The sequence below is a fragment of the Bradyrhizobium sp. STM 3557 genome (genome assembly GCF_045571465.1).
Lineage (GTDB): Bacteria > Pseudomonadota > Alphaproteobacteria > Rhizobiales > Xanthobacteraceae > Bradyrhizobium.
The window spans coordinates 6,352,695-6,377,636 of record NZ_CP120697.1 but is presented as its reverse complement, the minus strand read 5'-3'; the positions used below and the strand labels follow the sequence as shown (position 1 = coordinate 6,377,636).

Below are 24,942 nucleotides of genomic sequence, written 5' to 3'. Positions count from 1 at the left end.
AACGCATTGATGCGCATCACCATTCTGTTCGGTGGCTCCAACAAGGAACGGCTCGTCTCGGTGGCGAGCGCGCAAAGCCTGCATGCGACGCGCCCCGAGGCCGACCTCTGGTTCTGGGACGCCGACGACAGCGTGCATGAGGCGAGCGGCAAGGCACTCGCAAGCCATGCCAAGCCGTTCGAGGAGCCGTTCAAGGCCGATGGAAAGAGTCTTGGCCCGCTCGCCGCAGCGCTCGATCGCGCCAGGGATGAAGATCGTGTGCTGGTGCTTGGCTTGCACGGCGGCAGGGCCGAGAACGGCGAGCTGCAGGTGATGTGCGAGATGCGGGGCGTGCCCTATACCGGCTCAGACTCGACCTCGTCGCATCTTGCCTTCGATAAGGTCGCGGCCAAGCGCTTTGCGGTGCTCGGCGGGGTCAACGCTGCGGAGGGGATCGCGCTTGATGATGCCGAGGCGGCGCTCGCCCGCCACGGCAAGCTGATTGCCAAGCCGGTCAAGGATGGTTCGAGCTACGGGCTGATGTTCGTCAACGCGAGGCAAGACCTCGTTGCGGTGAGGAAGGCAGCGGAGACGGAGGAATATCTCATCGAGCCATTTATCTCCGGCGTGGAGGCCACCTGCGCTGTGCTGGAGCAGGCGGATGGTTCGCTGATCGCACTGCCGCCGATCGAGATCGTGCCGGCCGCGGGCGCCTTCGATTATTTTGCCAAGTACCTTGCCGAGGCGACGCAGGAGATCTGCCCAGGCCGCTTCCCGCCCGACATCATGGAGAGCATCAAGCGTGAGGCGATCAAGGCGCACCGGGCGCTGTCATGCGGCGGCTATTCGCGCTCCGATTTCATCGTCTCGGCCAATGGTCCGATCTACCTCGAGACCAATACCCTGCCGGGCCTGACTGCGGCCTCATTGTATCCGAAGGCCTTGAAGGCGCAGGGGATTGCCTTCGTCGATTTTCTCAACCTGCAAATAGTGCTTGCGGAACGCCGCAGCCGCAAATAGCGCTGATGGAACCAGGCGCGGCTTGTTCCCGCTACCGGTAAAATACTTAAGAATTTGGCTCAAGGTCCTCAAATGACGAAGAAAAAAATCGTCTCTGCCGACCGATTTTACCTTTTGTTTACCAGGAAGGCCGAAGGTTAACGCTGGCGGCACAGTGGTGCTCGGCTGCCGGGGTGAGCTGTCGTGACGCGGGCTTCTCGCGCCCGTCACCCACCCCGGTCGACGTGGAGACCTCGCCGATGCTGCGACCCGCAACGTATTTGCGGGCCCCAACAGTTGATGAGCTCGTGCAATGGATGGTGCAGGACGCCTCGCTCGATCGCAGAGGCCCCAAGCTGACCTGAGGGCCGCCGCGCTTGGCGCGGCGATCTTGCTGCGCGAGTATGTCGCCGCACGTTTCCCGTGGACTCGGCCCCGTCGAAGCCGGGCGCGCCAGCCCCGATCGCGTCAAGCCGCGTCGTATCAAGTCCAGCCGCGGCAGATCGTGCCGGCGGCAGCGGCCGAGCGGCCGCAGCCTGCCGCGGGCCTGGTCGCATTCGTCGAACGCTATCTGCCGCAGCGTCTTGGAACTGTCGCCGCCGTCGCCTTGCTGTGCGGCAGTGTCTGGCTCGGCGTCGTCAAGGGCGGCCATGTCGACGAGGTGAGCACCGCCTTCAGTGACGCCCGCAATACGCTGGCCAATTCTGCCGGCTTCCGCATCACCGCGGTCGCTATCAATGGCCGTAAGCAACTGACGCAGGATGAGGTGCTGGCGATCGGCGGCGTTACCGGGCGCTCGTCATTGCTGTTCCTGGATGCGATCGCGGTCCGCGACCGGCTCAAGGCCAATCCTTGGATCGCTGAAGCGACGGTGCAAAAGTTCTTCCCGAACCAGCTTCAGATCGACATCGTGGAGCGCAAGGCATTCGCGCTGTGGCAGCAGGACGGCAAGCTGTCGGTCATTTCGGATGATGGTGCGGTGCTCGAACCCTATGTCTCGCGACGCTTCCTCACGCTGCCGCTCGTGGTCGGCAAGGGGGCCGAGAGCCGTGCGCATGATTTCCTGGCACTGCTCGACCGCTATCCGCAGGTGAAAGCCGTGACCCGCGCCGCCGTCTTCGTTGGTGAGCGCCGCTGGAATCTGCGCACCAAGGACGGCCTCGACATTCGCCTTCCGGAGCACGACGTCGGCAATGCGCTGGCCGTGCTGAGCCAGCTCGACCAAGAGGACCATCTGTTCTCGCGAGACATCGTTGCGATCGACATGCGGCTGTCGGACCGGCTGACCGTGCAATTGTCCGACGATGCCGCCAAGGCGCGCGAGGACATGTTCAAGGATAAGGCGAAAGCCCAGAAGAAGGCCGGCAACACATGACCGGCTTCGATCGCCAGACCCCGAAGACGCGTCCGGTGTCTCAGAAGCGCACCGCGCTGGTGGCATCGCTCGACGTCGGCACCAGCAAGATCGCCTGCCTGATCGCGCGGCTGAGGCCGGCGCCGCCGAGCGACGCGCTGCGCGGCCGCAGCCATGCGGTGGAGCTGGTCGGCTACAGCCAGATCCAGTCGCGCGGCGTCAAGGCCGGCGCCGTGGTCGATCCGATCGAATGCGAGCAGGCGGTGCGCCAGGCGGTGGCGCTGGCCGAGCGCATGGCCAAGGTGCGGGTCGAGTCCGTGCTGCTGCCGGTCGCCGGCGGGCGGCTGCAGGGGCATCTGATCGAGGCGACATCGGACATTCGCGGCGGCGCTGTGACTCAGGCTGATGTCAGCCGCGTGACCTCGACCGGCATGCATCATGCCACCGGTGAGGGCCGTGCGGTGCTGCACGCGCTTCCTGTCGGCTACACGCTGGATGGAGTGAAAGGGATTCGGGATCCCCGCGGCATGCTGGCGCGTCAGTTCGGCGTCGACATGAACGTCGTCACCTCGGACGCGACCGTCGCCAAGAACCTGATGCTGGTGGTCGAGCGCTGCCACCTCAATGTCGAGGCGATGGCGGCGAGCCCGTATGTTGCCGGACTATCCGTTCTGACCGACGACGAGGCCGATCTCGGCGCCGCCGTGGTCGAGATGGGGGCGGGCACCACGACCATCGCGATCTATTCCGGCGGCCGCTTCGTGCATGCAAGCGGATTTGCGCTCGGCGGTCATCATGTGACCATGGACCTTGCGCGGGGCCTGTCGGCGTGCATTGCGGATGCCGAGCGAATCAAGACGTTATATGGCACGGTACTGACTGGCGGGTCCGACGCGCGTGAGTTGATGTCTGTTCCGACGGCCGGGGATCATGAGCGGGATGTTCCGCAGATCGTGTCCCGCGCCACCATCGCGAACATCGTCAGGCACCGCGCCGAGGAGATTTTTGAAATGGTCCGCGACCGGCTGAAGGATTCCCCTTTTGCGGCAGAACCCAAGGCCCGTGTCGTCCTCAGCGGAGGGGCTTCGCAACTGACCGGTCTCGTCGAGCTGGCAACGCGGATTCTCGGCCGGCCGGTGCGCATCGGGCGCCCGCTCGGTTTCGGCCGGCTGCCGCACGAGGCCAAGAATGCCGCCTTCGCGGTGCCGACCGGGCTTTTGGTCTATCCGCAATACGCGCATCTGGAACATGTCGAACCGCGGCATACGCGGCAGCAGGGAACAGGGACCGACGGCTATTTCGGAAAGGTCGGACGATGGCTGCGCGAGGGCTTCTGATGAATGTTTTCCGACCCAAGAAAATTACCATGAAAATTCCCATGCGGTTTTCACCAACACCCGCGGCCACCGGCCGGGATGAACCCACGCGCGCGTGATCGAGAGGCAACCATGGCACTCACTATTTCTCCTCCTGACATCCATGAGCTGAAGCCGCGAATCACCGTCTTCGGTGTCGGTGGCGCGGGCGGCAACGCCGTGAACAACATGATCACGGCCGGCCTGCAGGGCGTCGACTTCGTCGTCGCCAACACGGACGCGCAGGCGCTGACGATGTCGAAGGCGCAGCGCATCGTGCAGATGGGAACCCAGGTGACGCTCGGGCTCGGCGCGGGCTCGCAGCCCGACGTCGGCGCGGCCGCGGCGCAGGAAGTGATCGACGAGCTGCGCGATCATCTCTCGGGCGCCAACATGGTGTTCGTAACCGCCGGCATGGGGGGCGGCACGGGCACGGGCGCAGCTCCGGTGATTGCCAAGACCGCGCGCGAAATGGGCATTCTCACGGTGGGCGTCGTCACCAAGCCGTTCCACTTCGAAGGCCAGCGCCGCATGCGCACGGCGGAGTCCGGCATCGCGGAGCTGCACAAGGTCGTCGATACGCTCCTGATCATTCCGAACCAGAACCTGTTCCGGGTCGCCAACGAGAAGACCACCTTCGCCGATGCCTTCGCGATGGCCGACCAGGTGCTCTATTCGGGCGTCGCCTGCATCACCGACCTGATGGTCAAGGAAGGCCTGATCAACCTCGACTTCGCCGACGTCCGCGCCGTGATGCGTGAGATGGGCAAGGCGATGATGGGCACCGGCGAAGCCTCCGGCGAGAAGCGCGCGCTGACCGCGGCGGAGGCCGCGATCGCCAACCCCTTGATCGACGACTCCTCGATGAAGGGCGCCAAGGGCCTCTTGATCTCGATCACCGGTGGCAAGGACCTCACCCTGTTCGAGGTCGACGAGGCCGCGACCCGTATCCGCGAGGAGGTCGACCAGGACGCCAATATCATCGTCGGCGCCACCTTCGACGAGGCCCTCGACGGCCTGATCCGCGTCTCGGTCGTCGCCACCGGCATCGAGCAGGCCCAGTTCAACCGCAACTCGACGCCGTCGGCACCACCGCCGCCGCCGGCAGCTGCGCCGTCCACGCCGATCGGCATGCCGGAGAGCCGGCTCGCCGATCTGACCGCGCGGCTGCGCGCCGACAACCAGCGTCTCGCCGAGCGGGCCGCCAAGCTCGAGGCTCAGGCCGCTGCGCAGGCTGCCGTCGCGATCGCTCCAGTGGCTGCACCCGTGGCGCCGGCACCGCGCCCGGCTCCTAGTCTCGAGCGCGACACGCTGGCCGCCGTTGCTGCCGCGATGGCCTCGGAACCGGCGCCTGCCGCGGCCGCCGTGCAGCCGGCCTCCTATGGCGATGTGACCGTGCGTCCGATCGCGCAGAAGCCCTCGCTGTTCCCGGAGCCGGAGGCTGCGCGTCCGATGCCGACTGAGCCGGCGGCGCCGCCGGAGACCTTCATCCCCCAGGCTGCTGAGCGAGTTCCAGCCCGCGCGCCGCGGATGCCTAAGTTCGAGGAACTGCCGATTCCGGCCCAGGCCGAGATTCGTCAGGCGAGGGGCGATGCCGATTCGGAGGAGCATCCGCAGAAGAGCCGGATGTCGCTGCTGCAGCGGCTAGCCAATGTCGGCCTCGGCCGCCGCGAGGAGGACGAGCCGCCGGTTGCGCCGCGGACCGCCACTCCCGCGATGCCGCCGCTGCCGGACCGGAAGCCGCAGCGGAGCGTTGCCCAGCAAATCGCGAATCACGAGCAGCCGGTATCAGAGTACGCGCGCCGCCCTGCACCCCACGGTTTGGACCATCACGGCCGCCCTGCATCTGTTGCGCCGGCGCCACAGGGCGATGATCATTTGGATATCCCGGCGTTCCTCCGACGGCAGGCGACCTGACAATTGTTACAGCCCAGGCTGTGTCGACGAGGCCCGGTTCTCACGAACCGGGCCTTTTTGTTACAGCCCATGTCAGCGTTGTGAGTGCTCAACTCACTGATTTTAAATGATTAATTATTCTTTTCGCCGCCTAATGCGGAAACTGGAGGTTAATTCCGCGTTCCAATCTGGTTAAGGCTTGGCTTGAATACGGCAGAGATGGGGTAACAATCCGTAAAGAAGCGTGAGTTGGCGCTCTTTGGGGTCCTGATTAAGGTCTGCCGCGACTTGGGGATACTTCGATGTGAGTCGGCACGCAGGGGCGAGCTGGCAAACGATGTCGAAGTGGGGTCTTGGGCGAATATCGATGAAGTTCAGCCGGCAAACAACGCTTCGTTCGCAAGCCACCGTAACCGGTGTAGGCGTTCACTCGGGTAAACCAGTGAACCTCACCATCGGGCCGGCATCTCTCGACGCAGGATTCGTTTTCATCCGCACCGGGCTCGATGGGCGCGACCGCGAGGTCAGGGCGATCGCCGGTTCAGTGATCGCGACCGAGCTCGCCACGGTCCTTGGTGACCGCGACGGCGCGCTGGTTTCCACGGCCGAGCATGTCCTGGCTGCGCTGCGCGGCATGGGCGTCGACAACGCCACGATCGAGATCGACGGCCCCGAAGTTCCGATCATGGACGGCAGCGCCGCCGCCTTCGTCGCTGCGATCGAGCAGGCCGGCGTCATCTCCCAGTCGGCCCCGCGCCGTTTCATCCAGATCTTGAAGCCGGTGCAGGTCGCGATGGGTGCCTCGCTCGGCGAACTGCGCCCCAACGCGACCGGCTTCCGGGTCGAGGTCGAGATCGACTTCAGGAGCCCAGTCATCGGCCGCCAAGCCTATAATTTCGATCTGAGCCCGGAGCGCTTCCGCCGCGAGATCGCCCGAGCCCGCACCTTCGGCTTCATGAGCGACGTGGCGCGGCTCTGGAGTGCCGGCTTCGCGCTCGGCTCGTCCTTTGAGAACTCGCTGGTGTTCGACGAGGAGCGCCTGCTGAATCCGGAAGGCCTGCGCTACGCCGACGAATGCGTCCGTCACAAGGTGCTGGATGCGATCGGCGATCTGGCGCTGGCGGGTCTGCCGCTGCTCGGCACCTATCGCTCGGTGCGAGGCGGCCACAAGCTGAATCACGCCGTGCTGACCGCGCTGCTTGCGGATCGGACGGCATGGCGCGTGGTAGAGGGCGAGGCGGTGCGCCGTCCGCGCGTCGCGACCGACGTGGTCGGCGGCATGGTCGGTAGTATGATCGCCCCGGCCTTCGGGCCGGACGTGTCCTGAGTCGCAGCTCCCTTAGCGCGAGCGGCCAAAGGTTCGGGCCACGCTATTTCCAGATATTCGATCTTAGGGGCCGATCGGCCGACCCGGTGCTGTGACCATGAACTGCGTCCGGGCACCGGCAGCCTTTCCTCCGGTGATCTGACGCGGTAACCATGATTGTCCACCGCAAGTCAGAGGCCGCCTTAATCCGGGCGAAATGGCTGCCTATGCGGTTGGTCCACGAAGGTTTTTCGGCTAGACAGCCGCATGGCAGGCGTCACGGGCAGTGCCCATCCTTCGCGTTCATGGCTGAAGCCATTCTTGGCTTAAGCTCTCGGGGCGCGGCATATTTCGGATCTCAGGCATCAGGTTCAAAAGAAGCTCATGTCGACACAGCCTCTTTCGCGCGATCTTCGCAATCCTTCGCTTGCAGCAGGCTTGGGCCGCGTGCGGCTCGCTGCGTCCCTGATCCTCCTCGCGCTGCCCTTGAGCGGCTGCGGCACTGGCGCGCTGTGGGACAAGTTCATGGCCAAGGACGACACCTTCGTCGATCAGCCGCCGGACAAGCTCTACAATGAGGGCTTGTACCTCATGAATGAGAAGAAGGACGTCAAGGAAGCGAACAAGAAGTTCGAGGAAGTCGACCGCGAGCATCCTTATTCCGACTGGGCGCGCAAATCGCTGCTGATGTCGGCCTACGCATCCTACCAGGCCTCCGACTATGACGGCTGCATCGGCGCTGCGACGCGCTACATCACCTTGCATCCGGGCAGCCCGGACGCCGCTTATGCGCAGTACCTGATCGCCGCCTCGCATTACGACCAGATTCCGGACATCAGCCGCGATCAAGGTCGCACCGAGAAGGCGATCGCCGCGCTGGAAGAGGTGGTCCGCAAGTATCCGACCTCCGAATACGCTACCAGCGCCAAGGCCAAGCTGGAAGGCGCGCGCGACCAGCTTGCCGGCAAGGAGATGGATGTCGGCCGCTACTACCTGCAGAAGTCCGACTACACGGCGGCGATCAACCGCTTCAAGACCGTGGTCACGCAGTACCAGACCACGCGGCACGTCGAGGAGGCTCTCTACCGCCTGACCGAGGCCTATATGCGGATCGGCATCGTCGGAGAGGCGCAGACCGCGGCTGCCGTGCTCGGGCATAATTTCCCTGACAGCAAATGGTACAAGGACGCCTATAGTCTCGTGAAATCCGGTGGCTTGGAACCGGAGGAGAACAAGGGCTCCTACATCTCCAAGGCCTTCAAGAAACTCGGCCTCGGCTAGAATCGCCGAGATATGGGGCAGGTGACGTGGGCGCCTTCTGGGGCGCTTTCATAATTCCCGCTTTGTTCTCAATTCTTGTTTTGTTCTCATTCTGCTGCTAGACTTGAGTCCGTCGATTCAGGGCACTCGCCCTCAAACGAGGACTCATTCCGTCATGCTGGCGCGTCTGTCGATCCGTGACATTGTTCTGATCGAGCGGCTTGATCTCGAGTTTTCCAGGGGACTTGCGGTGCTGACCGGTGAGACCGGTGCCGGCAAGTCGATCCTGCTCGACGCCTTTGCGCTGGCGCTGGGCGGCCGGGGCGATGCCAGCCTCGTCCGCCACGGCGCCGAGCAGGGGCAGGTCACGGCCGTCTTCGAGGTCGCCAAGAACCATCCGGCGGCAAAAATCCTGGCCGACAACGGCCTTGATGCCGACGGGGAGATGATCCTGCGCCGCGTCCAGTTCGGCGATGGCCGCACCCGTGCCTTCATCAATGACCAGGCCGTCAGCGTGCAGACCCTGAAAGCCGTCGGGGCCGCCCTGGTCGAGATCCACGGCCAGCACGACGAGCGCGCGCTGGTCGATGCCGCCACCCATCGCCGCCTGCTCGATGCCTTCGCTGGCCTCGAGAAGGATGTCGCTGCGGTGGAGGCGCTGTGGGCGGCGCGCCGCACCGCGTGCACGGCGCTGGAGGCACATCGCGCCGGCATGGAGCGCGCCGCGCGCGAGGCGGATTACCTGCGCCACGCCTCCGATGAATTGAAGGCGCTGGCGCCGAAGGAGGGCGAGGAGACCCAGCTCGCCGCGCGCCGCACCGCGATGATGCAAGGCGAGAAGATCGCCTCGGATCTGCGCGACGCCCAGGAGGCGGTCGGTGGCAATCAGTCGCCGATCGCGAACCTGTCGGCCGCGGTGCGGCGGCTGGAGCGGCGTGCTGGCCACTCGCCGGCCTTGGTCGAGCCGGCGGTGAAGGCGATCGATGCCGCCATCAACGCGCTGGAGGAGGCCGACCAGCATCTGACGGCCGCGCTCCGCGCTACTGATTTCGATCCCTTGGAGCTGGAGCGGATCGAGGAGCGGCTGTTCGCGCTGCGCGCCGCCTCGCGCAAATATTCGACCCCCGTCGATGGGCTCGCCACGCTGGCGGCCAAATATGCCGCCGATGTCGTGCTGATCGATGCCGGCGCCGAGCAGCTGAAGAAGCTGGAAGCCGCCGCGGCCGAGGCTGATGCACGCTATGCGTCGGCGGCCGCTAAGCTGTCGGCGGCGCGGAGTAAGGCGGCCGAGAAGCTCAACAAGGCCGTCAATGCCGAGCTGGCGCCGCTCAAGCTGGAGCGCGCCCGGTTCATGACCCAGGTCGAGGCCGACGCGCAGACGCCGGGGCCGCAGGGTATCGACCGCGTCGAATTCTGGGTGCAGACCAATCCGGGCACGCGGCCAGGGCCGATGATGAAGGTCGCCTCCGGCGGCGAGCTGTCGCGCTTCCTGCTGGCGCTCAAGGTGGTGCTGTCCGACCGCGGTTCGGCGCCGACCCTGGTGTTCGACGAGATCGACACCGGCGTCGGCGGTGCCGTGGCGGACGCGATCGGCAGCCGGCTGGCACGGCTGGCCGGCCAGGTCCAGGTGATGGCCGTGACCCATGCGCCACAGGTCGCGGCCCGCGCCGACCAGCATCTCTTGATCTCAAAAGCCGCGCTCGACAAGGGCAGGCGCGTCGCCACCCGTGTCAACACACTCCCCGCCGAGCACCGCCGCGAGGAGATCGCCCGCATGCTCGCCGGTGCCGAGATCACCGCCGAGGCCCGCGCGGCGGCCGACCGGTTGCTCAAGGCCGCGGCATAGCTGCTTGCTCAGTCATGCCGGGTTCGATACGGAACCTGTTACAGGCCTGACGTTTTGCGTTAGGTCGTCCGCATCGCCCGGAATGACGGACTGTAGCGAGCAATGGCCAGAGCAGCAAAAGCGAAGAAGCTAGTCGAGGTTGCCGATCTCACCAAGGCGCAGGCCAAGGTGGAATGGAAGCGTTTGGCCCTTGAGCTCGAAGGGCACGACAAGCGCTACTATCAGGACGATGCGCCTGTCGTCACCGACGCCGAATACGACGCGCTGCGCCAGCGCTTCAATGCGATCGAGGCGCGCTTTCCGGAATTCGTCAGCCCGGATTCCCCGTCGCAGAAGGTGGGCGCTGCGCCATCAGGCCGCTTCAGGAAGGTACAGCACGCAGTGCCGATGCTCTCGCTCGACAACGCCTTTGCCGAGGAGGATGTGCGCGACTTTGCGGGGCGCATCGTCCGCTTCCTCAAGCTGCCCGACGATCAGATCGATTTCTCCGCCGAGCCGAAGATCGACGGGCTCTCGATGTCGCTGCGCTATGAGGGAGGCGAGCTCGTCACCGCGGCGACGCGCGGCGACGGCGCGGTCGGCGAGGACGTCACCGCCAATATCCGGACCCTCGAGGATGTGCCGCAGAAGCTGAAGGGCCGCAACATTCCCGACGTCTGCGAGGTGCGCGGCGAGGTCTACATGACCAAAGGCGCATTCCTGGCGCTGAACGAGCGGCAGAAGGCGGAAGGCGGTACGATTTTCGCCAATCCCCGCAACTCGGCCGCGGGCTCGCTGCGGCAGAAGGATCCCGCCATCACCGCCTCGCGTCCCCTGGGCTTCTTCGCGTATGCCTGGGGCGAGATGAGCGCGATGCCGGCCGAGACGCAGAGCGGCATGATCAAATGGTTCGAGCATTGCGGCTTCAAGACCAATCCGCTGACCAAGCTCTGCCACTCCGTCGATGAGCTGCTCGCCTTCCATCACGCCATCGAGGAGCAGCGCGCCGAGCTCGACTACGACATCGATGGCGTCGTCTACAAGGTCGACCGGATCGACTGGGAGGACCGCCTCGGCTTCGTGTCGCGCACGCCGCGCTGGGCGATCGCGCATAAATTCCCGGCCGAGCGCGCGATGACCGTGCTCAAGGACATCGAGATCCAGGTCGGCCGCACCGGCTCGTTCACGCCTGTTGGCAAGCTGGAGCCGGTCGGCGTCGGCGGCGTCATCGTGCAGAACGTGACGCTGCACAACGAGGACTACATCAAGGGCGTCGGCAACAAGGGTGAGGTGCTGCGCGAAGGTCGCGACATCCGGATCGGCGACACCGTCGTGGTCCAGCGCGCCGGCGACGTCATTCCGCAGGTGGTCGATGTCATCCTCGACAAGCGGCCGAAGAATGCGAAGGAATTCCATCTTCCGAAGAAGTGCCCATGCCCGCTGCACACCGACGTGGTGCGCGAGGAGACCGCCACCGGTGAGGAGGGCTCGCGCGCCCGCTGCACCGGTGAGTTCGCCTGTCCCTTCCAGAAGATCCAGCACCTCCTGCTGTTCGTATCGCGCCGCGCCTTCGACATCGACGGACTCGGCGAGAAGCAGATCCAATATTTCTTCGACCAGGGCTGGGTGAAGGAGCCAGCCGACATCTTCACCCTGCAGAAGCGCAACGCCGAGCTGAAGCTCGAGGAGATCGAAGGCTATGGCGAGACCTCGGTGCGCAATCTGTTTGGTGCAATCGAGGCGCGGCGCGACATTGCGCTGGAGCGCTTCATCTATGCCCTCGGCATGCGCCATGTCGGCGAGACCACGGCCTTAGCGCTGGCGCGCGGCTACGGCTCCTGGGATGCATTCCATGATGCCTGCCTGAAGGTCGCCAATGGCGACGCGGAGGCGATCGCCGAAATGGATGCGCTCGACCAGATCGGCGACACCGTGATCAAGGCCATCGCGGCGTATTTCGGCGAGAGCCACAACCGCGGCATCGTCGAGCGGCTGACGAAAGAGGTCAAAATCGTCGATGCCGCGAAGCCAAAGAGCAATTCGCCGCTCGCCGGCAAGACCGTGGTGTTCACCGGCTCGCTGGAGAAGATGACGCGTGACGAGGCCAAGGCCACCGCCGAGCGTCTCGGCGCGAAAGTCTCGGGCTCCGTGTCGAAGAAGACGGACTATGTGGTTGCCGGTCCCGGCGCAGGTTCGAAGCTTGCCGAAGCGCAGAAGCACGGCGTGCAGGTCTTGACCGAAGACGAGTGGCTGAAGCTGATCGGGGAGTAGGGCGTTCTCTCCCCGTCATTGCGAGGAGCGCAGCGACGAAGCAATCCAGAGCCGCCCTCGATGACTCTGCATTGCTTCGCTTCGCTCGCAATGACGGACTCACATTACTCCGGCCTCATCCTCTTCCGCCTCTGCGAGCATCGCCTGGTTCGCCACGATCTTCCTGCGCGGGACCAGGAAGATCATGGTCGAGGCGCAGGCGAGCGACATCGCCGCGATGGCCGACGTCAGCGGCAGCGTGGAGGCGAAATGTCCGCCGAGAAAGGCGCCGAGCTGCGAGGTCAGCGCGCCCATTCCCATCTGCAGAAAGCCCATCGTGCCCGAGGCCGTGCCGGCGGCGCGCGGGTGAATGCTGAGCGCGCCGGCCGCGGAATTGGCCATGACGGCGGCGTTGGCGAACATCACCAGCATCTGGGTGCAGAACAGCACCACCGGCACTTGGTTGAGCCCAAAGATGCTCCAGCCAAAATTGAGCAAGGCGCCGTTCAGCTGCAACGTCAGCCCGAACCAGATCAGGCGATCGAGCTGATAACGCGGCGAGAAGCGGACGCAGAACAGATTGCCGACGAAATAGGCAAAACCCGTGGTCGCGAACCACGCGCCATATTCGGCGGAGGATCTGTTCATCTGGATCTCGACGATGTAGGGGCCGCCGCCCGCGAAGGCAAAGATGATCTGCGAGGCCAGCACCTGGCAGAGCGCGTAGCCGACAAAGGCGCGGCTGCGCACCAGCAGCGCGACGTCGCGGCGGAAGCTCGCGCCTGCGACGCGGGTCGGGCGGGTCTCCGGCAGCGCCAGCGTGACGCCGATTGCGACCGCCACCGCGAGCGCGGCCACGACGTAGAAGATCGCGTGCCAGCCGAGCGCGGTCTCGATCAGCCCGCCCGTCAAGGGTGAGAGCAACTGGGCGATCATCATCACGGCGATGACGAGGCTGATCATCGCGCCGATGCGCTCGCGCGGATAGAGATCGCGGATGATGGCGCGGCTGATCACCATGCCGCTGGCGCCGCCGAGGGCCTGGAAGAAGCGCGCGATGATCAGCTGCGGCAGGCTGTCCGCAAGGATGCAGCCGAAGCTTGCGATGACGGCGAGGCCAAGACCTCCGAGCATCACCGGACGACGGCCGAAACGATCCGACAGCGGCCCGAGCAGCATCTGCGAGCAGGCGATGCCGACCATGTACAGGGAGACCGTCATCTGCACCACGGAAGCGTCGGTGCCGAAGGTGGTCGCGAGCATCGGCAGCGCCGGCACCAGCAGATAGAGCGAGATTGGCGCGAGGCCCGTCATCACCACCAGCAGGGTCAGCATGGTGCGCGGATGCGCGAGGCCCGCTTGCGTTGCTGCCTTGGGCGGCTTGCTGATCATTCCGTGCATCCAAGGGGCGCTCACATCGTCTGCGGACGCGGTGGACTGTACTGGCCTGCCGGCTCACGAAAACGCCTGTTTCGGCATACGGCCATGCCGATTGCGGGACTGTTATAATCACACGCCGAAGGATGCTGCAGATGTGCTGGAAAACACGGCAGCTACTTGCACGTGATTCCGGGTTCGAGGCGTCCGGCCTCGCCGCGGAATGACGGTGTGTGTTAATGAGCGCCCCGGAACGACGACTGGCAGCGCGTAGCTGGATGAGCGCAGCGATATCCAGGATTGCAGGACACAGATGTCCCGGGTGTCGCCGTCGCTCACCCGGGCTACGAAGCGCCGCCGCCGTTTTCGGCCGGCTACAGTGGCGCCGTGGCCTGATCGAGCCAGCGCTGGTCAGCCTCGTCGAGCGCGCCACGCACCGCCGCGTTGACCTCGGCGTGGTAGGCATCGAGCCAGGCACGCTCCTCGCCGCTCAACATGGCGACGTCGATCAGCCGCCGGTCGATCGGCGCAAAGGTCAGCGCTTCGAAGCCGTTCATCGGCTTCTCTGCGCCCGCAATGTCCTTGGCCACCACCAGTTCCAGATTCTCGATGCGGATGCCGTAGGCATCGGTCTTGTAGTAGCCGGGTTCATTGGACAGGATCATGCCGCGCTTGAGCGGCGTGGTGCCGAGCTTGGAGATGCGCGCCGGCCCCTCATGCACCGACAGATAGCTGCCGACGCCGTGGCCGGTGCCATGCTCGAAATCGAGGCCCGCCTGCCAGAGGAACTGCCGCGCAAAACTGTCGAGCTGCGCGCCGGTGGTGCCGTCGGGGAACACCGCGCGTGCGATGGCCAGATGGCCGCGCAGCACGCGGGTGAAGCGGTCGCGCATCTCATCGGTCGGCTGGCCGATCGCGATGGTGCGGGTGACGTCGGTGGTGCCGTCCTGATACTGCGCGCCGGAATCGATCAGCAGCAGGTCTCCTCGCATGATGCGGCGATTGCTCTTGCGACTGACGCGATAGTGCACGATGGCGCCGTTCGGCCCGGTGCCGGCGATCGTCGGGAAGGACACATCCTTCAGCGCGCCGCTATCGCGGCGGAACGTCTCCAGCGCCTCGACAGCGTCGATCTCGGTCAGCGTGCCCTTGGGCGCCTCGCGGTCGATGAAGGCAAGGAAGCGGGCCAGCGCCACCGCGTCGCGGCGATGGGCCCGGCGCATGCCTTCGATCTCGGTCGCGTTCTTGGCCGCCTTGAGCAGGCTGACCGGATCGGCCGATCGCACCGGCTTGCCCCCGGCGTTCTGGATCAGCCGGGTCAGGGCGTCGGCGGCGGTCGCGCTGTCGAGCGCGATCGCCGCGCCCGATTGCGCCAGGCCGGTGAGCCGCGCCGTCAGCGCGTCCGGCTCCTGGACATCGGCCGACTGTTCGAGATGGTCGCGGGTGAGGTTGGAAAGCTTGCGATGGTCGATGAAGATGGTCGGCCGGCCGCTCTTCGGCACCAGCGCGTAGGAGAGCGGCAGCGGCGTATGGGCGACGTCGGCGCCGCGAATGTTGAAGGTCCAGGCGACGTTGTGAGAATCGGACAGCACCAGCGCCTCGACCCCGAGCCGCTCGACCTCCTGACGGATACGGCCGAGCTTGTCGGCCTCGCTTTCGCCGGACAGCTCCGCGCCATGGATCGAGACCGGTGCGATCGGCGGCTGCGGCCGCTCGGTCCATACCGCGTCCAGCGGATTGCTCTCGACTGCGACCAGTTCCGCGCCGGCCTTCGTACAGGCAGCCGCCAGCCGCTCCGCGACGGCCGTCGTGTGCAGCCAGGGATCGAAGCCGATGCGGTCGCCGTCCTTCAGGTGCTGGGTCAGCCAGGTCTCCGGCGGCGGCTCGACCAGCGGCTCCACCGACCAGGCCTTGGTGTCAACCTGCCTCGCCGCCTGCAAGGTGTAGCGTCCATCGACGAAGATCGCGGCGTCCTGCGCCAGGACGATCGCCAGGCCGGCTGAACCGGTGAAACCGGTCAGCCACGCCAGCCGCTCGTCGGACGGCGGCACATACTCGTTTTGCTGCTGGTCGGCACGCGGCACGACAAAGCCGGTCAGCCGGCGCCGCGTGAGCTCTTCGCGGAAAGCAGACAGGCGTGCGGTCAGGGCCACGCCGGTTTCAGGGTCTTCGAATGTCTGGAAGTGTGCTTCGAACATCGTGCAGATACTCTAAAGCGTTTTCGAGCGAAGTGGATACCGGTTCGCACCAGGAAAACGCGTCAAAACAAACACTAGAAGCCGCCGATCGCGTGCGCAATCCGACCCCTGTGCGACGACCGGTGTGCAGCACAAAGAATCTCCTTGCATTCGGCAGTGCAAAACGTTTTGCTGTCTTACGTCGGTCATCTAACAGGATGCGGTGGGGAGACGTCCGGGCGTTATACCAAGGTCGAATGACTGGTTTGGCGTTCGTAAGGAGTGCCTCAACTCGACGGCGAGGGGATGCACGATGCCTGCTTTTACCTTCGAAAAATTATCCACGCCCGCGGAGCACGGGCCGGCCGCACCGCCCGCCGAGAAGCAACGCGGCACGCTCGGTCAGCTTCTGCACCGTCTTGCCGAGGCCCGCGTCCGGCGCAGTCTGCGTCAGCATCAATCGCGCTCCGAAGGCAAGAGCTCCACGTCATCCAAATAGCTCGCCGACAATAGAGCGCGATCGTCAGACCGAAAACGTCGTCATCACGACGCACTCGCACTCGGCGTCCTCAGCCGGCGTGACGCAGCAACAGGCTGCTCCATCCCTCGATCTTGATGTGCTTCACTGGCACCAGCCCGCGCGCGCGATAGGCTGCGATCACCCCGCGCGCCTGCGGCGTCAGCAAGCCCGACAGGATCACCTCTGCCTTCGGCGCCAGATACCGCCGCATCGGCCCCGCGAGCTGGCGCAAGGGATTGGCGAGGATGTTCGCCAGCACCAGGTCGAACGGACCGTGCTGGGCAAAATCCGGTGCGGCAAAGCCTGTGGCGCGGATCACGCGCAGTTGCGGTCTTACCCCGTTGATTGCCACGTTCTCGCGCGCGACCCGCACCGACGGCGGGTCGATGTCGCTGGCCAGCACGTGGCGATGCAGCGCCTTGGCCGCGGCGATCGCCAGCACGCCGGTGCCGGTGCCGAGATCGAGCACGCGGTGCGGCTTGCGCGATTTCAGCACGTGATCGAGCAGCAGCAGGCAGCCGCGGGTGGTGCCGTGGTGGCCGGTACCGAAGGCCAGCGCCGCCTCGATCTCGATGCCGAGCTTGTTGGCGGCGACGCGGGCGCGATCGTGGCTGCCATGCACGACAAACCGGCCGGCCGGGACCGGCACAAGATCGTCCAGGCTGGCCTTGACCCAATCCTTTGCCTCGACGAGATCGAAGGTGACCGTCTCGGCGATCGCAGGCCCTGCCGCGCCAGCAACCAGCTCGCGCACGAGCACCTGGTCCGGTGCTTGCGCGAAATGCACGGTTACGTCCCAGCGCCCGTCCGGGCGCTCGAACGCGGCCACCGCCGCGTCGCCTTCGAAGAAGACTTCTGTGAGGACGTCGACGGCCTGGCGGGCCGTGATCTCGTCGGCGAGCGTGAAGCTCGCGCGATGGCTGGCGGGAGTGAGCGTGGAGGTCATCGGCAATCCGGGAAAAGTTGCGGTGTGGTTAAGCCTTTTCGGCAGCAAGGCAAGGGTGGGGAACCGCATCCGGTTCGTGCAGCCGCAGCGAATGGCATGTGCCTGCACGATTTCCATCGCTGACCGGCATTTTCGGCTCAAATATCCGATAAGTTGATATGCGCCCGTTTAAGCAACTTTAGAGGCTGGACGGTAGGTTCCTGTGCCGGAACGGGGGATGATCCACCGGTCCAGGGAAAAGGGAACGAGGCAAAGGTATGAAGGCACTGGTCTTGAGGTTCGTGCGCGATGAATCGGGTGCGACCGCCATCGAGTACGGACTCATCGCGGCCGGCATCTCGCTGGCCATCATCGCAGCCGTCAACGGGCTTGGCACCTCCCTCAGCGGCAAGTTCGATTCGATCAACAATTCTCTGAAGTAAACGAGTTCATTTCTTTAAAACGTCCTCGGCACCGGGCGCACGCGCCCGGTTTTTCTTTGCGCGCCACATCCGTCAGCCGGCCGTACACAGGGAATCCGCAGGCCTGATCACAGGCGTGCCAACCGGATATCCCGCCGTTCTGCACCATCTTATCCCCAGGCGACGAACAACCTGTCCCCAGGACATCCACAGGCCCGTCCCCAGCTAATCCACCGCTTGTCCTCAGGCAAACAGCGAGCGGCGGTCGGACAAGATGGCTTGTGCGGCGTTGTGGCCGGGCGCACCGGTGACGCCGCCGCCGGGATGGCTGCCGGAGCCGCAGTGATAGAGGCCCTTCACCGGCGAACGGTAGTCGGCATGGCCGAGCATCGGCCGGGCCGAGAACAGCTGGTTCAGCGTCAGCGCGCCGTGGAAGATGTCGCCGCCGAGCAGGCCGAACTCCCGCTCGAGGTCAAGGGGGGACAGGATCTGCCGTCCCTCGACCAGGGAAGCGAAGCCCGGTGCGTAGCGGTCGACGGTTGCGATCATCAAGTCCGCGACCTCCTCGCGATGGTCGTCCCAGGAACGCCCCTCGGGCAACTCGGGCGCGACGTGCTGGCAGAACAGGCTTGCGACATGCCGGCCCGGCGGGGCGAGGCTGTCGTCGAGTGTGGAGGGGATCAGCAGCTCCACGACCGGCTCGCGGCTCCAGCCATGGTCGCGCGCGTCGAGATATGCACGGTCCATGTAGCCCAGGCTGGGCGCGAGGATGATGCCGGCGGAGAGATGGTCGCCCTCTTCGGGCAGCGCGGTGAAGGAGGGCAGGCCGCTCAGCGCCACATTCATGCGGAAGGTGCCGGAGCCGCAGCGCCAATTCCTGATGCGGGCGAGGAACGGAGCCGGTAACGCTTCCGATGGCACGAGGCGGGTGTAGAGCAGTTTTGGATTGACGTTGGCCGCGACGGAGCTGGCGCGAATGGCCCGGCCGTCCTCGAGCACCACGCCGACCGCGCGGTCGCGCTCGATGATCACCTCGCGTACGGGCGCGTCGAGATCGATCTGCGCGCCGTGGTCACGCGCGGCGCGCGCCAGCGCCTGCGTGATCGCGCCCATGCCGCCGATGGCGTGGCCCCACACGCCCTTCTTGCCGTTCACCTCGCCGAAGGCGTGATGCAGCATCACATAGGCCGAGCCCGCGGCGTAGGGACTCGCATAATTGCCGACGATGGCATCGAAGCCGAACAGGGACTTGACGAGGTCGTTCTCGAACACCTCGTCCAGCATCTCGCCGGCGGAGCGTGTGAACAAATCGAGCAGGTCGCGTTGCTGCTCCAGCGACAGCGCGCGCAAGCGGTTGGCGGTGCCGAGCGCGTTGAAGGCTTCGCGAATGGCGCCGGTGCCGAAGCCTTCGACCAGGTTTGGTGGCGCGCGCAGCACGAAATCGCGCAGCACGTCAGCGATTGCATCGAGCCGCTGCACGAACGGACCCCACGCGGCGGCGTCGTGGCTGCTGAGCTTTGCCACGGCGGCCTGTGTGCGGCCTTCGCCGGTCAGCAGATAGCGTCCGTCCGGGGCGGGCAGGAAATTCTGCGCGCGGCGCTCGACGATGGTCAGCCCATGCTCGTGCAGCTTGAGATCGGCGATGACGCGCGGGTTGAGCAGGCTGACCGTGTAGGACGCCACCGAGTTGCGGAACCCCGGATGAAACTCCTCGGTCACAGCCGCTCCGCCGACCACCTTGCGCCGCTCGACCACGTGCACGCGCAGACCCGCGCGCGCGAGATAAGCGGCGCAGGTGAGGCCGTTGTGTCCGGCACCGATAATAACGACGTCGGTCTCGTTCATGTGAGCTTCAAGATCGATTGATTAACCTGCTGTCGCGCGGGATCTGTGCGCCGTCAAGTGATCTTGCTGCCCCGTTCTCGTCCGACGCCTTGCCCGCCATGCCGCCATATGATCCTGTGGCCGCCCTGGCGCATCTCTGCCGGAGCTTTCATGACCTCTGTCGCCTCGTCCGTCGCCGTCGAACGGCCCTCTGCCGCACGCAATGGGCTCGTTCTCGTGGTCTACACCGCCGCGATCTTCGTCAGCGCGCTGCTGCTGTTCTCGGTGCAGCCGCTGTTCACCAAGATGGTGCTGCCGCGGCTTGGCGGCTCGCCGGCGGTGTGGTCGGTGGCGATGGTCTTCTTCCAGACGCTGTTGCTCGCGGGCTACGCCTACGCGCATCTCTTGATGCAGATCCGCAATCGCATCGTGCCGGTCCTTGTGCATCTCCTGCTGCTGGTTGCGGCCATTCTGACGCTGCCGCTGGCGATCGCGAGCGGGTGGGGCGAGCCGCCGGCCTCCGGCTATGCGGTCTGGCTGCTCAGCCTGTTCGTGGTCTCGATCGGGCTGCCTTTCTTTGCGCTCGCCGCCAACAACCCGCTGCTGCAGGCCTGGTTCGTCCGCACAGGTCATCCGGCTGCGCCCGACCCCTATTTCCTGTATGCCTCCTCGAACATCGGCAGCTTCCTTGCGCTACTATCCTATCCGCTGCTGGTCGAGCCGCTGTTCACGCTGCGCACACAGAATCTGATCTGGACCACAGGCTATGGGGTGCTGATCCTGCTGATCGCCGGTTGCGGCGTGCTGCTGCTGCGCTCGCCGGCGCTTGCGATCGCGGACGCACAGAGCGAGGCGACCACGTCGCCGGCACCGAGCTGGCTCTTGCGCGCGCGCTGGATCTTCCTTGCCGCGGTGCCGTCCGGCCTCTTGATCGCGGTCACCGCGCATATCTCGACCGACGTCGCGGCGGCGCCGCTGCTCTGGGTGCTGCCGCTCTCGCTCTATCTGCTCACCTGGGTCCTGGTGTTCCAGTCGCGGCCGCTGCTGCCGCACAAATGGATGCTGATGCTGCAGCCGGTGGCGATCGCCGGAATCGTGCTGCTGCTCGCGTTCGGCGGCGAGCAGAACCTGCTGCTGACGCTCGGCGGGCATCAACTTTGTTTCTTCGTGATCGCGATGGCCTGCCATGGCGAACTGGCGCGCACCCGTCCCGCCGCGAAATATCTCACCGGCTTCTATGTCGCCCTGTCGTTCGGCGGAATGGTCGGCGGCCTGTTCGCCGGTCTCATCGCGCCCTTCAGCTTCTCCTGGGTCGCGGAATATCCGATCCTGCTGGCGCTCGCCGCCATCTGCCGGCCGGCCAAGGACAGCGAGCGATGGCCGCGCCAGATGCGCTGGTACTGGATCGTGCTCGCGGCAATCGCGCTCGCGCTGATCGTGCCGGCGCAGTCGTCAGGCAAGCTCACTGAGACGCTGCAGGATCACCGCGTCTGGGTGGCGGGCTCTCTCGGCGCGCTCGCCGCGCTGCTGGCGCTCGCCCTCAATGCCAACAGATGGAAGATCTTCGCCACCATCGCGCTCGCTTTGGTGCTGATCCGGCTCTATCCCGCCGACGACGGACGGGTCGAGACCGTGCGCAGCTTCTTCGGCGTGCACAAGATCGTGATGACGCCGGGCGGCCAGTATCACGTGCTGATGCACGGCACCACGATCCATGGCGCCGAGAAGTATTTCAACGATGACGGCACGCCGGTCACCGGCCGGCCCGAGCCGATCACCTATTATCACAAGGACGGCGGCATTGGTCGCGCGATCACAGCGATCCGCGAACGCAAGGAGGCGAATAACGGCGCGCCGCTCAAGGTCGCCGTGATCGGCGTCGGCGCCGGCACCCTGACCTGCGCGGCGGAGCCCGGCGAGAGCTGGAAGTTCTTCGACATCGACCAGACCATGGTCGATACCGCGAGCGATCCGAAATATTTCAGCTACATCCAGAAATGCGCGCCGGACCTCAAGCCGGTGATCGGTGATGCCAGATTGACATTTGCGAAGGAGCCGGACGGCATCTACGATCTCATCATCGTCGACGCCTACTCGTCGGACGCGATCCCGATCCATCTCGCCACGCAAGAGGCGATGGCGATCTACAAGTCCAAGCTGGCGCCGCAGGGCGCAGTGGTGATGCACGTCTCCAACCGCCACCTCGAGCTCGAGAGCGTGGTGGTCGGCATCGCCGACGAGAACGACCTGAAGAGCTGGGTCTACAACGAGGATTCCGGCCGCGACAGCGAGTACATCTTCGCCACCGATGTCGTGGTCTCCGCGCGCGAGGAGGCCGATGTCGGCAGCCTCGCCTCGTCGGACAAATGGACTGAGACCGAACCCACCGAAGGCCAGCGGGTCTGGACCGACGACTATTCGAACATCTTGGGCGCAGTCTATCGGCGGCTCAGGGACGGGGAGTGAACTAGACACGCGCGATGGCGCAGCAATTCGTAGAGCGAAAAAGCGAAGCGCGCCACCGTCCATCCTCCGAACCATCATTGGTGGGCTTTGAGAGCCGCGCCGTAACTCCAAGCCCCGCTGTCGTCCCGGCCTTGCGCCGGACCCATACGCCGTGGCCTGCCAACAAGGCAGACTGTGCAATACCTTCTGAAAACAATGGCGCCCGATGGCTATGGGTCGCTGCGTGCGCGGGGACGACACCGAATGTTGTCTGGCTTTAGAGTGCACGGAAAGGCTCGCAACGACGGCCGCGGCTTGGCCAAGACAAAAGGCGGGCTCAAGGCCCGCCTTTTTCTGTTCATGCAACCCTGATCCGGGACGGTCTCAATCCTGGTAGGTGCCGCCGTAATAGTAATCCCGCGGCTGATAGGGACGCGGCTGATAGTAGCGCTGCTGGTAGCCGCCGTTGGCGTAGTAATACTGCTGCTGCGGCGCCGTCACCTGCGCGCCGTAGACCTGGCGGGTGGTGCTGCGCGGCGCGGGGTAACGGGCACCGGTATCGCTGCCGTCCGCCGGATAGATGTAGCCGTCGTCGGCCCGCTGCTGCGGCACGACCTGGCGGCCGGGCAGGAACTGCGGCTGTGGCGTCAGCACCACCGGCTCGCCGGCGTCGGAATATTGCTGCTGTGCCTCGGCGGGCTGGGCCGCGCGGGCCATCGCGGTGCCGCGGCGCGGATTGCGCGCCAGTGCGATCTCGGCGGATCCGGTCAAGGTCACTGTGGTGTTGAGCACGCCTTCCTTCTGGACGAGTTCATAGAGCGTGGTGGCGTTGGCCTTGGACAGCCGCACGCAGCCATGCGAGGCCGGCGTGCCGAGACGGTTCTCGAAATCCGTGCCGTGGATCGCATGCCCGATCTTGGTGAAGAAGATCGAATGCGGCATCGGCGCGTCGTCGAATTCCTTGGAGTAGTGGTCCTCCTCCATGCGGAAGGCGCGGAAGCTCCCGTTCGGCGTCTCGCGCGAGGGAATGCCGGTCGACACCGGCCAGTGGTAGCGTTCGACGCCATCGACAGCGACGGTCATCATCTGGTTGTTCTTATCGATGGTGATATCGACCTTGGCGAAGGCGGGCGCGCCGGTCACCAGCAGCAATCCGGCAAGCGCGAGAAAGATAGAACGCATATGAACCTCTGGCCTGTGGGCCCTGTTCTGATTGCACCGAGGCTCTCCGTCCCCGGCATCCACTATGTCGGAAATCCGCTTTTTGTTCCAGCATGGGACCCCTCCATCCTTAATGGTGGCCGCGGCGCAAGCAAGGCGGGGCGCGGCTGCAAAGGGTGACATTTTCGCGAGGAGACCCGGAGACTGCGAGCGAGAGCTTGCGCGATCGCGGGTGGTTCAGTACCCCTCTCATTCGTCACACAGCCGCAACCATTTCGCCGCATCTGCGTTTCAAGATTCCTCCCGTGGTCCAGCCCTGCCAGATCACCAGGACAAATCACCAGGACTCGACGATGCTGAAAACCAAGGCCAAGACGGTGGCCCTTCCCGGCCGCTCGCCGCAGCGACTGACGCTCCTGCTCGCGGTGCTCGCGATCATCGCATTGGCGCTTGCCTGGCTCGCACTGCCGCAGCAGGTGCAGGCCCAGGGCATCGTGCGCGGTGCTCAGGAAGGCGCCTATGAAGGTAACCGCGCGGCGGGTCCGGTGGGCGGCGTGGTCGGAGGCGCGGTCGGCGCCGGCGTCGGCGGCGCCGTTGGCGCGGTCGAGGGTATCTTCGGCGTGCCGCATCGCGGCTGGCGTCATCACTGCCGCGGCTACCGCGATCGTTACGGCCACTTCCACTGCTACCGCTAGCAAGCAGCATCGCGCCTCGCTTCTCTCCTCTTGCCAGCGCAGAGCTTCCCGTTCAGGATGACCTCAATCACGCGAACAACCGCGGGCGCTTTGCATGGGAGGGACGAATGCGTGGCTCTGGAATTGTTTTTGGGTCTGCCGGGATTTTCGCTGCACTGATGCTTGCGCTTGGCGCGGGTGGTGCGTTGGCGGCGGATAAGCCGATCGTCGGCCTCATCACGAAGACCAACACCAATCCGTTCTTCGTGAAGATGCGCGAGGGCGCCGAGGCGGCGGCCAAGACGAGCGACATGGAGCTGCGCTCCTTCGCGGGCAAGATCGACGGCGACAATGAGGGCCAGGTCGCGGCGATCGAGAGCCTGATTTCGGCAGGCGCCAAGGGCATCCTGATCACGCCGAACGATTCCCGCGCCATCGTGCCCGCGGTCGAGAAGGCCCGGGCCGCCGGCATCCTGGTCATCGCGCTCGACACCCCGCTCGATCCGCCGAACGCGGCGGATGCGACCTTTGCCACCGACAATTTCCTGGCCGGGCAGTTCATCGGCCAATGGGCGGCGCGAACCTTGGGCCCCAAGGCGAAGTCCGCAAAGATCGCGATGCTCGATCTCAATGCCAATCAGATCTCGGTCGACGTGCTCCGCGACCAGGGCTTCCTCAAGGGCTTCGGGATCGAGATCGGCGACCCCAAGCGGATCGGCGACGAGACGGATCCTCGCATCGTCGGCCATGACTCGACGACCGGCAACGAGGAGGGCGGCCGCACCGCGATGGAGAACCTGCTGCAAAAGGACCCGTCGATTTCGGTCGTCTACACCATCAACGAGCCCGCGGCGGCGGGCGCCTATGAGGCGCTGCGCGCGGCCGGGCGCGACAAGGACGTGCTGCTGGTCTCGATCGATGGCGGCTGCCCGGGCGTGCACAACGTCAAGGACGGCGTGATCGGCGCCACCTCGATGCAGTTTCCGCTGCTGATGGCGGCCAGGGGCGTCGAGGCCGTGAAGACCTTCGCCACCGGCGGCGGCAAGCCGCAGCCCTCGCCGGGGCTCGACTTCGTCAATACCGGCGTCGAGCTCGTGACCGACAAGCCGGTGGAGGGTCTGCCGTCGATCGACAGCGCGGCCGCGCTGAAGAAGTGCTGGGGCTGACAGCTCTACGCAACGGGGATCACGCCC

At 65.4% G+C, this 24,942-nt stretch carries 17 protein-coding genes; 12 read left to right on the top strand and 5 right to left on the bottom strand.

All coding sequences use genetic code 11. The annotated features are described in order from the left end of the window. Positions 1-9: 9 nt before the first annotated feature. The 8 genes from P6U24_RS29510 (at position 10) to ligA (ending at position 12,245) form a co-directional block, all read left to right on the top strand. Entirely contained in the window at positions 10-999 is a 990-nt protein-coding gene (locus tag P6U24_RS29510; protein WP_407155944.1) for a D-alanine--D-alanine ligase, read from the top strand. Between the two features lie 292 nt (positions 1,000-1,291). After that, the gene (locus P6U24_RS29505) at positions 1,292-2,353 is read left to right on the top strand and encodes a cell division protein FtsQ/DivIB (RefSeq protein ID WP_407155943.1); all 1,062 of its coding nucleotides are present in this window, start codon (positions 1,292-1,294) and stop codon (positions 2,351-2,353) included. Continuing rightward, positions 2,350-3,669 carry a cell division protein FtsA gene (ftsA, locus tag P6U24_RS29500; RefSeq protein ID WP_407155942.1) on the top strand — a complete coding sequence of 440 codons (1,320 nt, stop codon included), beginning with the start codon at positions 2,350-2,352 and terminating at the stop codon, positions 3,667-3,669. The genes P6U24_RS29505 and ftsA overlap by 4 nt, the downstream gene beginning before the upstream one ends. 111 nt (positions 3,670-3,780) lie before the next feature. Beyond that, positions 3,781-5,604 (top strand): cell division protein FtsZ, encoded by a 1,824-nt coding sequence (gene ftsZ, locus P6U24_RS29495; protein WP_407155941.1) that lies wholly within the window; start codon positions 3,781-3,783, stop codon positions 5,602-5,604. 346 nt (positions 5,605-5,950) lie between these two features. After that, positions 5,951-6,910, top strand: coding sequence for a UDP-3-O-acyl-N-acetylglucosamine deacetylase (lpxC, locus tag P6U24_RS29490; protein WP_407155940.1), 960 nt, complete (start codon positions 5,951-5,953; stop codon positions 6,908-6,910). Positions 6,911-7,273: 363 nt separating this feature from the next. Continuing rightward, entirely contained in the window at positions 7,274-8,170 is an 897-nt protein-coding gene (locus tag P6U24_RS29485; protein ID WP_407155939.1) for an outer membrane protein assembly factor BamD, read from the top strand. Positions 8,171-8,324: 154 nt separating this feature from the next. Next, the gene (gene recN / locus P6U24_RS29480; protein ID WP_407155938.1) at positions 8,325-9,995 is read left to right on the top strand and encodes a DNA repair protein RecN; all 1,671 of its coding nucleotides are present in this window, start codon (positions 8,325-8,327) and stop codon (positions 9,993-9,995) included. A 102-nt stretch (positions 9,996-10,097) separates the two neighbouring features. Beyond that, complete coding sequence (gene ligA, locus P6U24_RS29475; protein WP_407155937.1) at positions 10,098-12,245, top strand: NAD-dependent DNA ligase LigA; 2,148 nt, start codon at positions 10,098-10,100, stop codon at positions 12,243-12,245. 99 nt (positions 12,246-12,344) lie between these two features. Here the strand turns inward: ligA and P6U24_RS29470 are convergent, their stop codons facing one another. The 3 genes from P6U24_RS29470 to P6U24_RS29460 form a co-directional block, all read right to left on the bottom strand. Further along, entirely contained in the window at positions 12,345-13,625 is a 1,281-nt protein-coding gene (locus P6U24_RS29470; protein ID WP_407155936.1) for a multidrug effflux MFS transporter, read from the bottom strand. 350 nt (positions 13,626-13,975) lie between these two features. Next, complete coding sequence (locus tag P6U24_RS29465; protein WP_407155935.1) at positions 13,976-15,799, bottom strand: aminopeptidase P family protein; 1,824 nt, start codon at positions 15,797-15,799, stop codon at positions 13,976-13,978. A gap of 548 nt (positions 15,800-16,347) precedes the next feature. After that, complete coding sequence (locus P6U24_RS29460) at positions 16,348-17,244, bottom strand: 50S ribosomal protein L11 methyltransferase (RefSeq protein WP_407155934.1); 897 nt, start codon at positions 17,242-17,244, stop codon at positions 16,348-16,350. A 257-nt stretch (positions 17,245-17,501) separates the two neighbouring features. Between P6U24_RS29460 and P6U24_RS29455 the strand changes: the two genes are divergently transcribed. Beyond that, positions 17,502-17,666 carry a Flp family type IVb pilin gene (locus P6U24_RS29455; RefSeq protein WP_407155933.1) on the top strand — a complete coding sequence of 55 codons (165 nt, stop codon included), beginning with the start codon at positions 17,502-17,504 and terminating at the stop codon, positions 17,664-17,666. Between the two features lie 222 nt (positions 17,667-17,888). On the opposite strand, the gene P6U24_RS29450 is transcribed toward P6U24_RS29455, so the two are convergent. After that, entirely contained in the window at positions 17,889-19,490 is a 1,602-nt protein-coding gene (locus P6U24_RS29450; RefSeq protein ID WP_407155932.1) for a phytoene desaturase family protein, read from the bottom strand. 150 nt (positions 19,491-19,640) lie between these two features. Here P6U24_RS29450 and P6U24_RS29445 point away from each other — a divergent pair, with 150 nt between their 5' ends. Then, positions 19,641-21,935, top strand: a complete 2,295-nt coding sequence (locus P6U24_RS29445) for a spermidine synthase (protein WP_407155931.1) — start codon at positions 19,641-19,643, stop codon at positions 21,933-21,935. Between the two features lie 363 nt (positions 21,936-22,298). Here P6U24_RS29445 and P6U24_RS29440 read toward each other — a convergent pair whose 3' ends face one another. Beyond that, positions 22,299-23,096 (bottom strand): L,D-transpeptidase, encoded by a 798-nt coding sequence (locus tag P6U24_RS29440; protein ID WP_407155930.1) that lies wholly within the window; start codon positions 23,094-23,096, stop codon positions 22,299-22,301. A 332-nt stretch (positions 23,097-23,428) separates the two neighbouring features. Here P6U24_RS29440 and P6U24_RS29435 point away from each other — a divergent pair, with 332 nt between their 5' ends. Beyond that, entirely contained in the window at positions 23,429-23,770 is a 342-nt protein-coding gene (locus P6U24_RS29435; RefSeq protein ID WP_407155929.1) for a hypothetical protein, read from the top strand. Between the two features lie 107 nt (positions 23,771-23,877). Continuing rightward, positions 23,878-24,915, top strand: a complete 1,038-nt coding sequence (locus tag P6U24_RS29430; RefSeq protein ID WP_407155928.1) for a sugar ABC transporter substrate-binding protein — start codon at positions 23,878-23,880, stop codon at positions 24,913-24,915. The last annotated feature ends 27 nt before the right edge of the window (positions 24,916-24,942 follow it).

Coding starts and splice junctions, on each gene's coding strand:
- P6U24_RS29445 (WP_407155931.1), top strand. CDS start 19,641: ATGACCTCTGTCGCCTCGTCCGTCGCCGTCGAACGGCCCTCTGCCGCA.
- P6U24_RS29430 (WP_407155928.1), top strand. CDS start 23,878: ATGCGTGGCTCTGGAATTGTTTTTGGGTCTGCCGGGATTTTCGCTGCA.
- P6U24_RS29435 (WP_407155929.1), top strand. CDS start 23,429: ATGCTGAAAACCAAGGCCAAGACGGTGGCCCTTCCCGGCCGCTCGCCG.
- lpxC (WP_407155940.1), top strand. CDS start 5,951: ATGAAGTTCAGCCGGCAAACAACGCTTCGTTCGCAAGCCACCGTAACC.
- P6U24_RS29450 (WP_407155932.1), bottom strand. CDS start 19,490: ATGAACGAGACCGACGTCGTTATTATCGGTGCCGGACACAACGGCCTC.
- P6U24_RS29510 (WP_407155944.1), top strand. CDS start 10: ATGCGCATCACCATTCTGTTCGGTGGCTCCAACAAGGAACGGCTCGTC.
- recN (WP_407155938.1), top strand. CDS start 8,325: ATGCTGGCGCGTCTGTCGATCCGTGACATTGTTCTGATCGAGCGGCTT.
- P6U24_RS29455 (WP_407155933.1), top strand. CDS start 17,502: ATGAAGGCACTGGTCTTGAGGTTCGTGCGCGATGAATCGGGTGCGACC.
- P6U24_RS29485 (WP_407155939.1), top strand. CDS start 7,274: ATGTCGACACAGCCTCTTTCGCGCGATCTTCGCAATCCTTCGCTTGCA.
- P6U24_RS29505 (WP_407155943.1), top strand. CDS start 1,292: ATGGATGGTGCAGGACGCCTCGCTCGATCGCAGAGGCCCCAAGCTGAC.
- P6U24_RS29470 (WP_407155936.1), bottom strand. CDS start 13,625: ATGCACGGAATGATCAGCAAGCCGCCCAAGGCAGCAACGCAAGCGGGC.
- P6U24_RS29440 (WP_407155930.1), bottom strand. CDS start 23,096: ATGCGTTCTATCTTTCTCGCGCTTGCCGGATTGCTGCTGGTGACCGGC.
- P6U24_RS29465 (WP_407155935.1), bottom strand. CDS start 15,799: ATGTTCGAAGCACACTTCCAGACATTCGAAGACCCTGAAACCGGCGTG.
- ftsA (WP_407155942.1), top strand. CDS start 2,350: ATGACCGGCTTCGATCGCCAGACCCCGAAGACGCGTCCGGTGTCTCAG.
- ligA (WP_407155937.1), top strand. CDS start 10,098: ATGGCCAGAGCAGCAAAAGCGAAGAAGCTAGTCGAGGTTGCCGATCTC.
- ftsZ (WP_407155941.1), top strand. CDS start 3,781: ATGGCACTCACTATTTCTCCTCCTGACATCCATGAGCTGAAGCCGCGA.
- P6U24_RS29460 (WP_407155934.1), bottom strand. CDS start 17,244: ATGACCTCCACGCTCACTCCCGCCAGCCATCGCGCGAGCTTCACGCTC.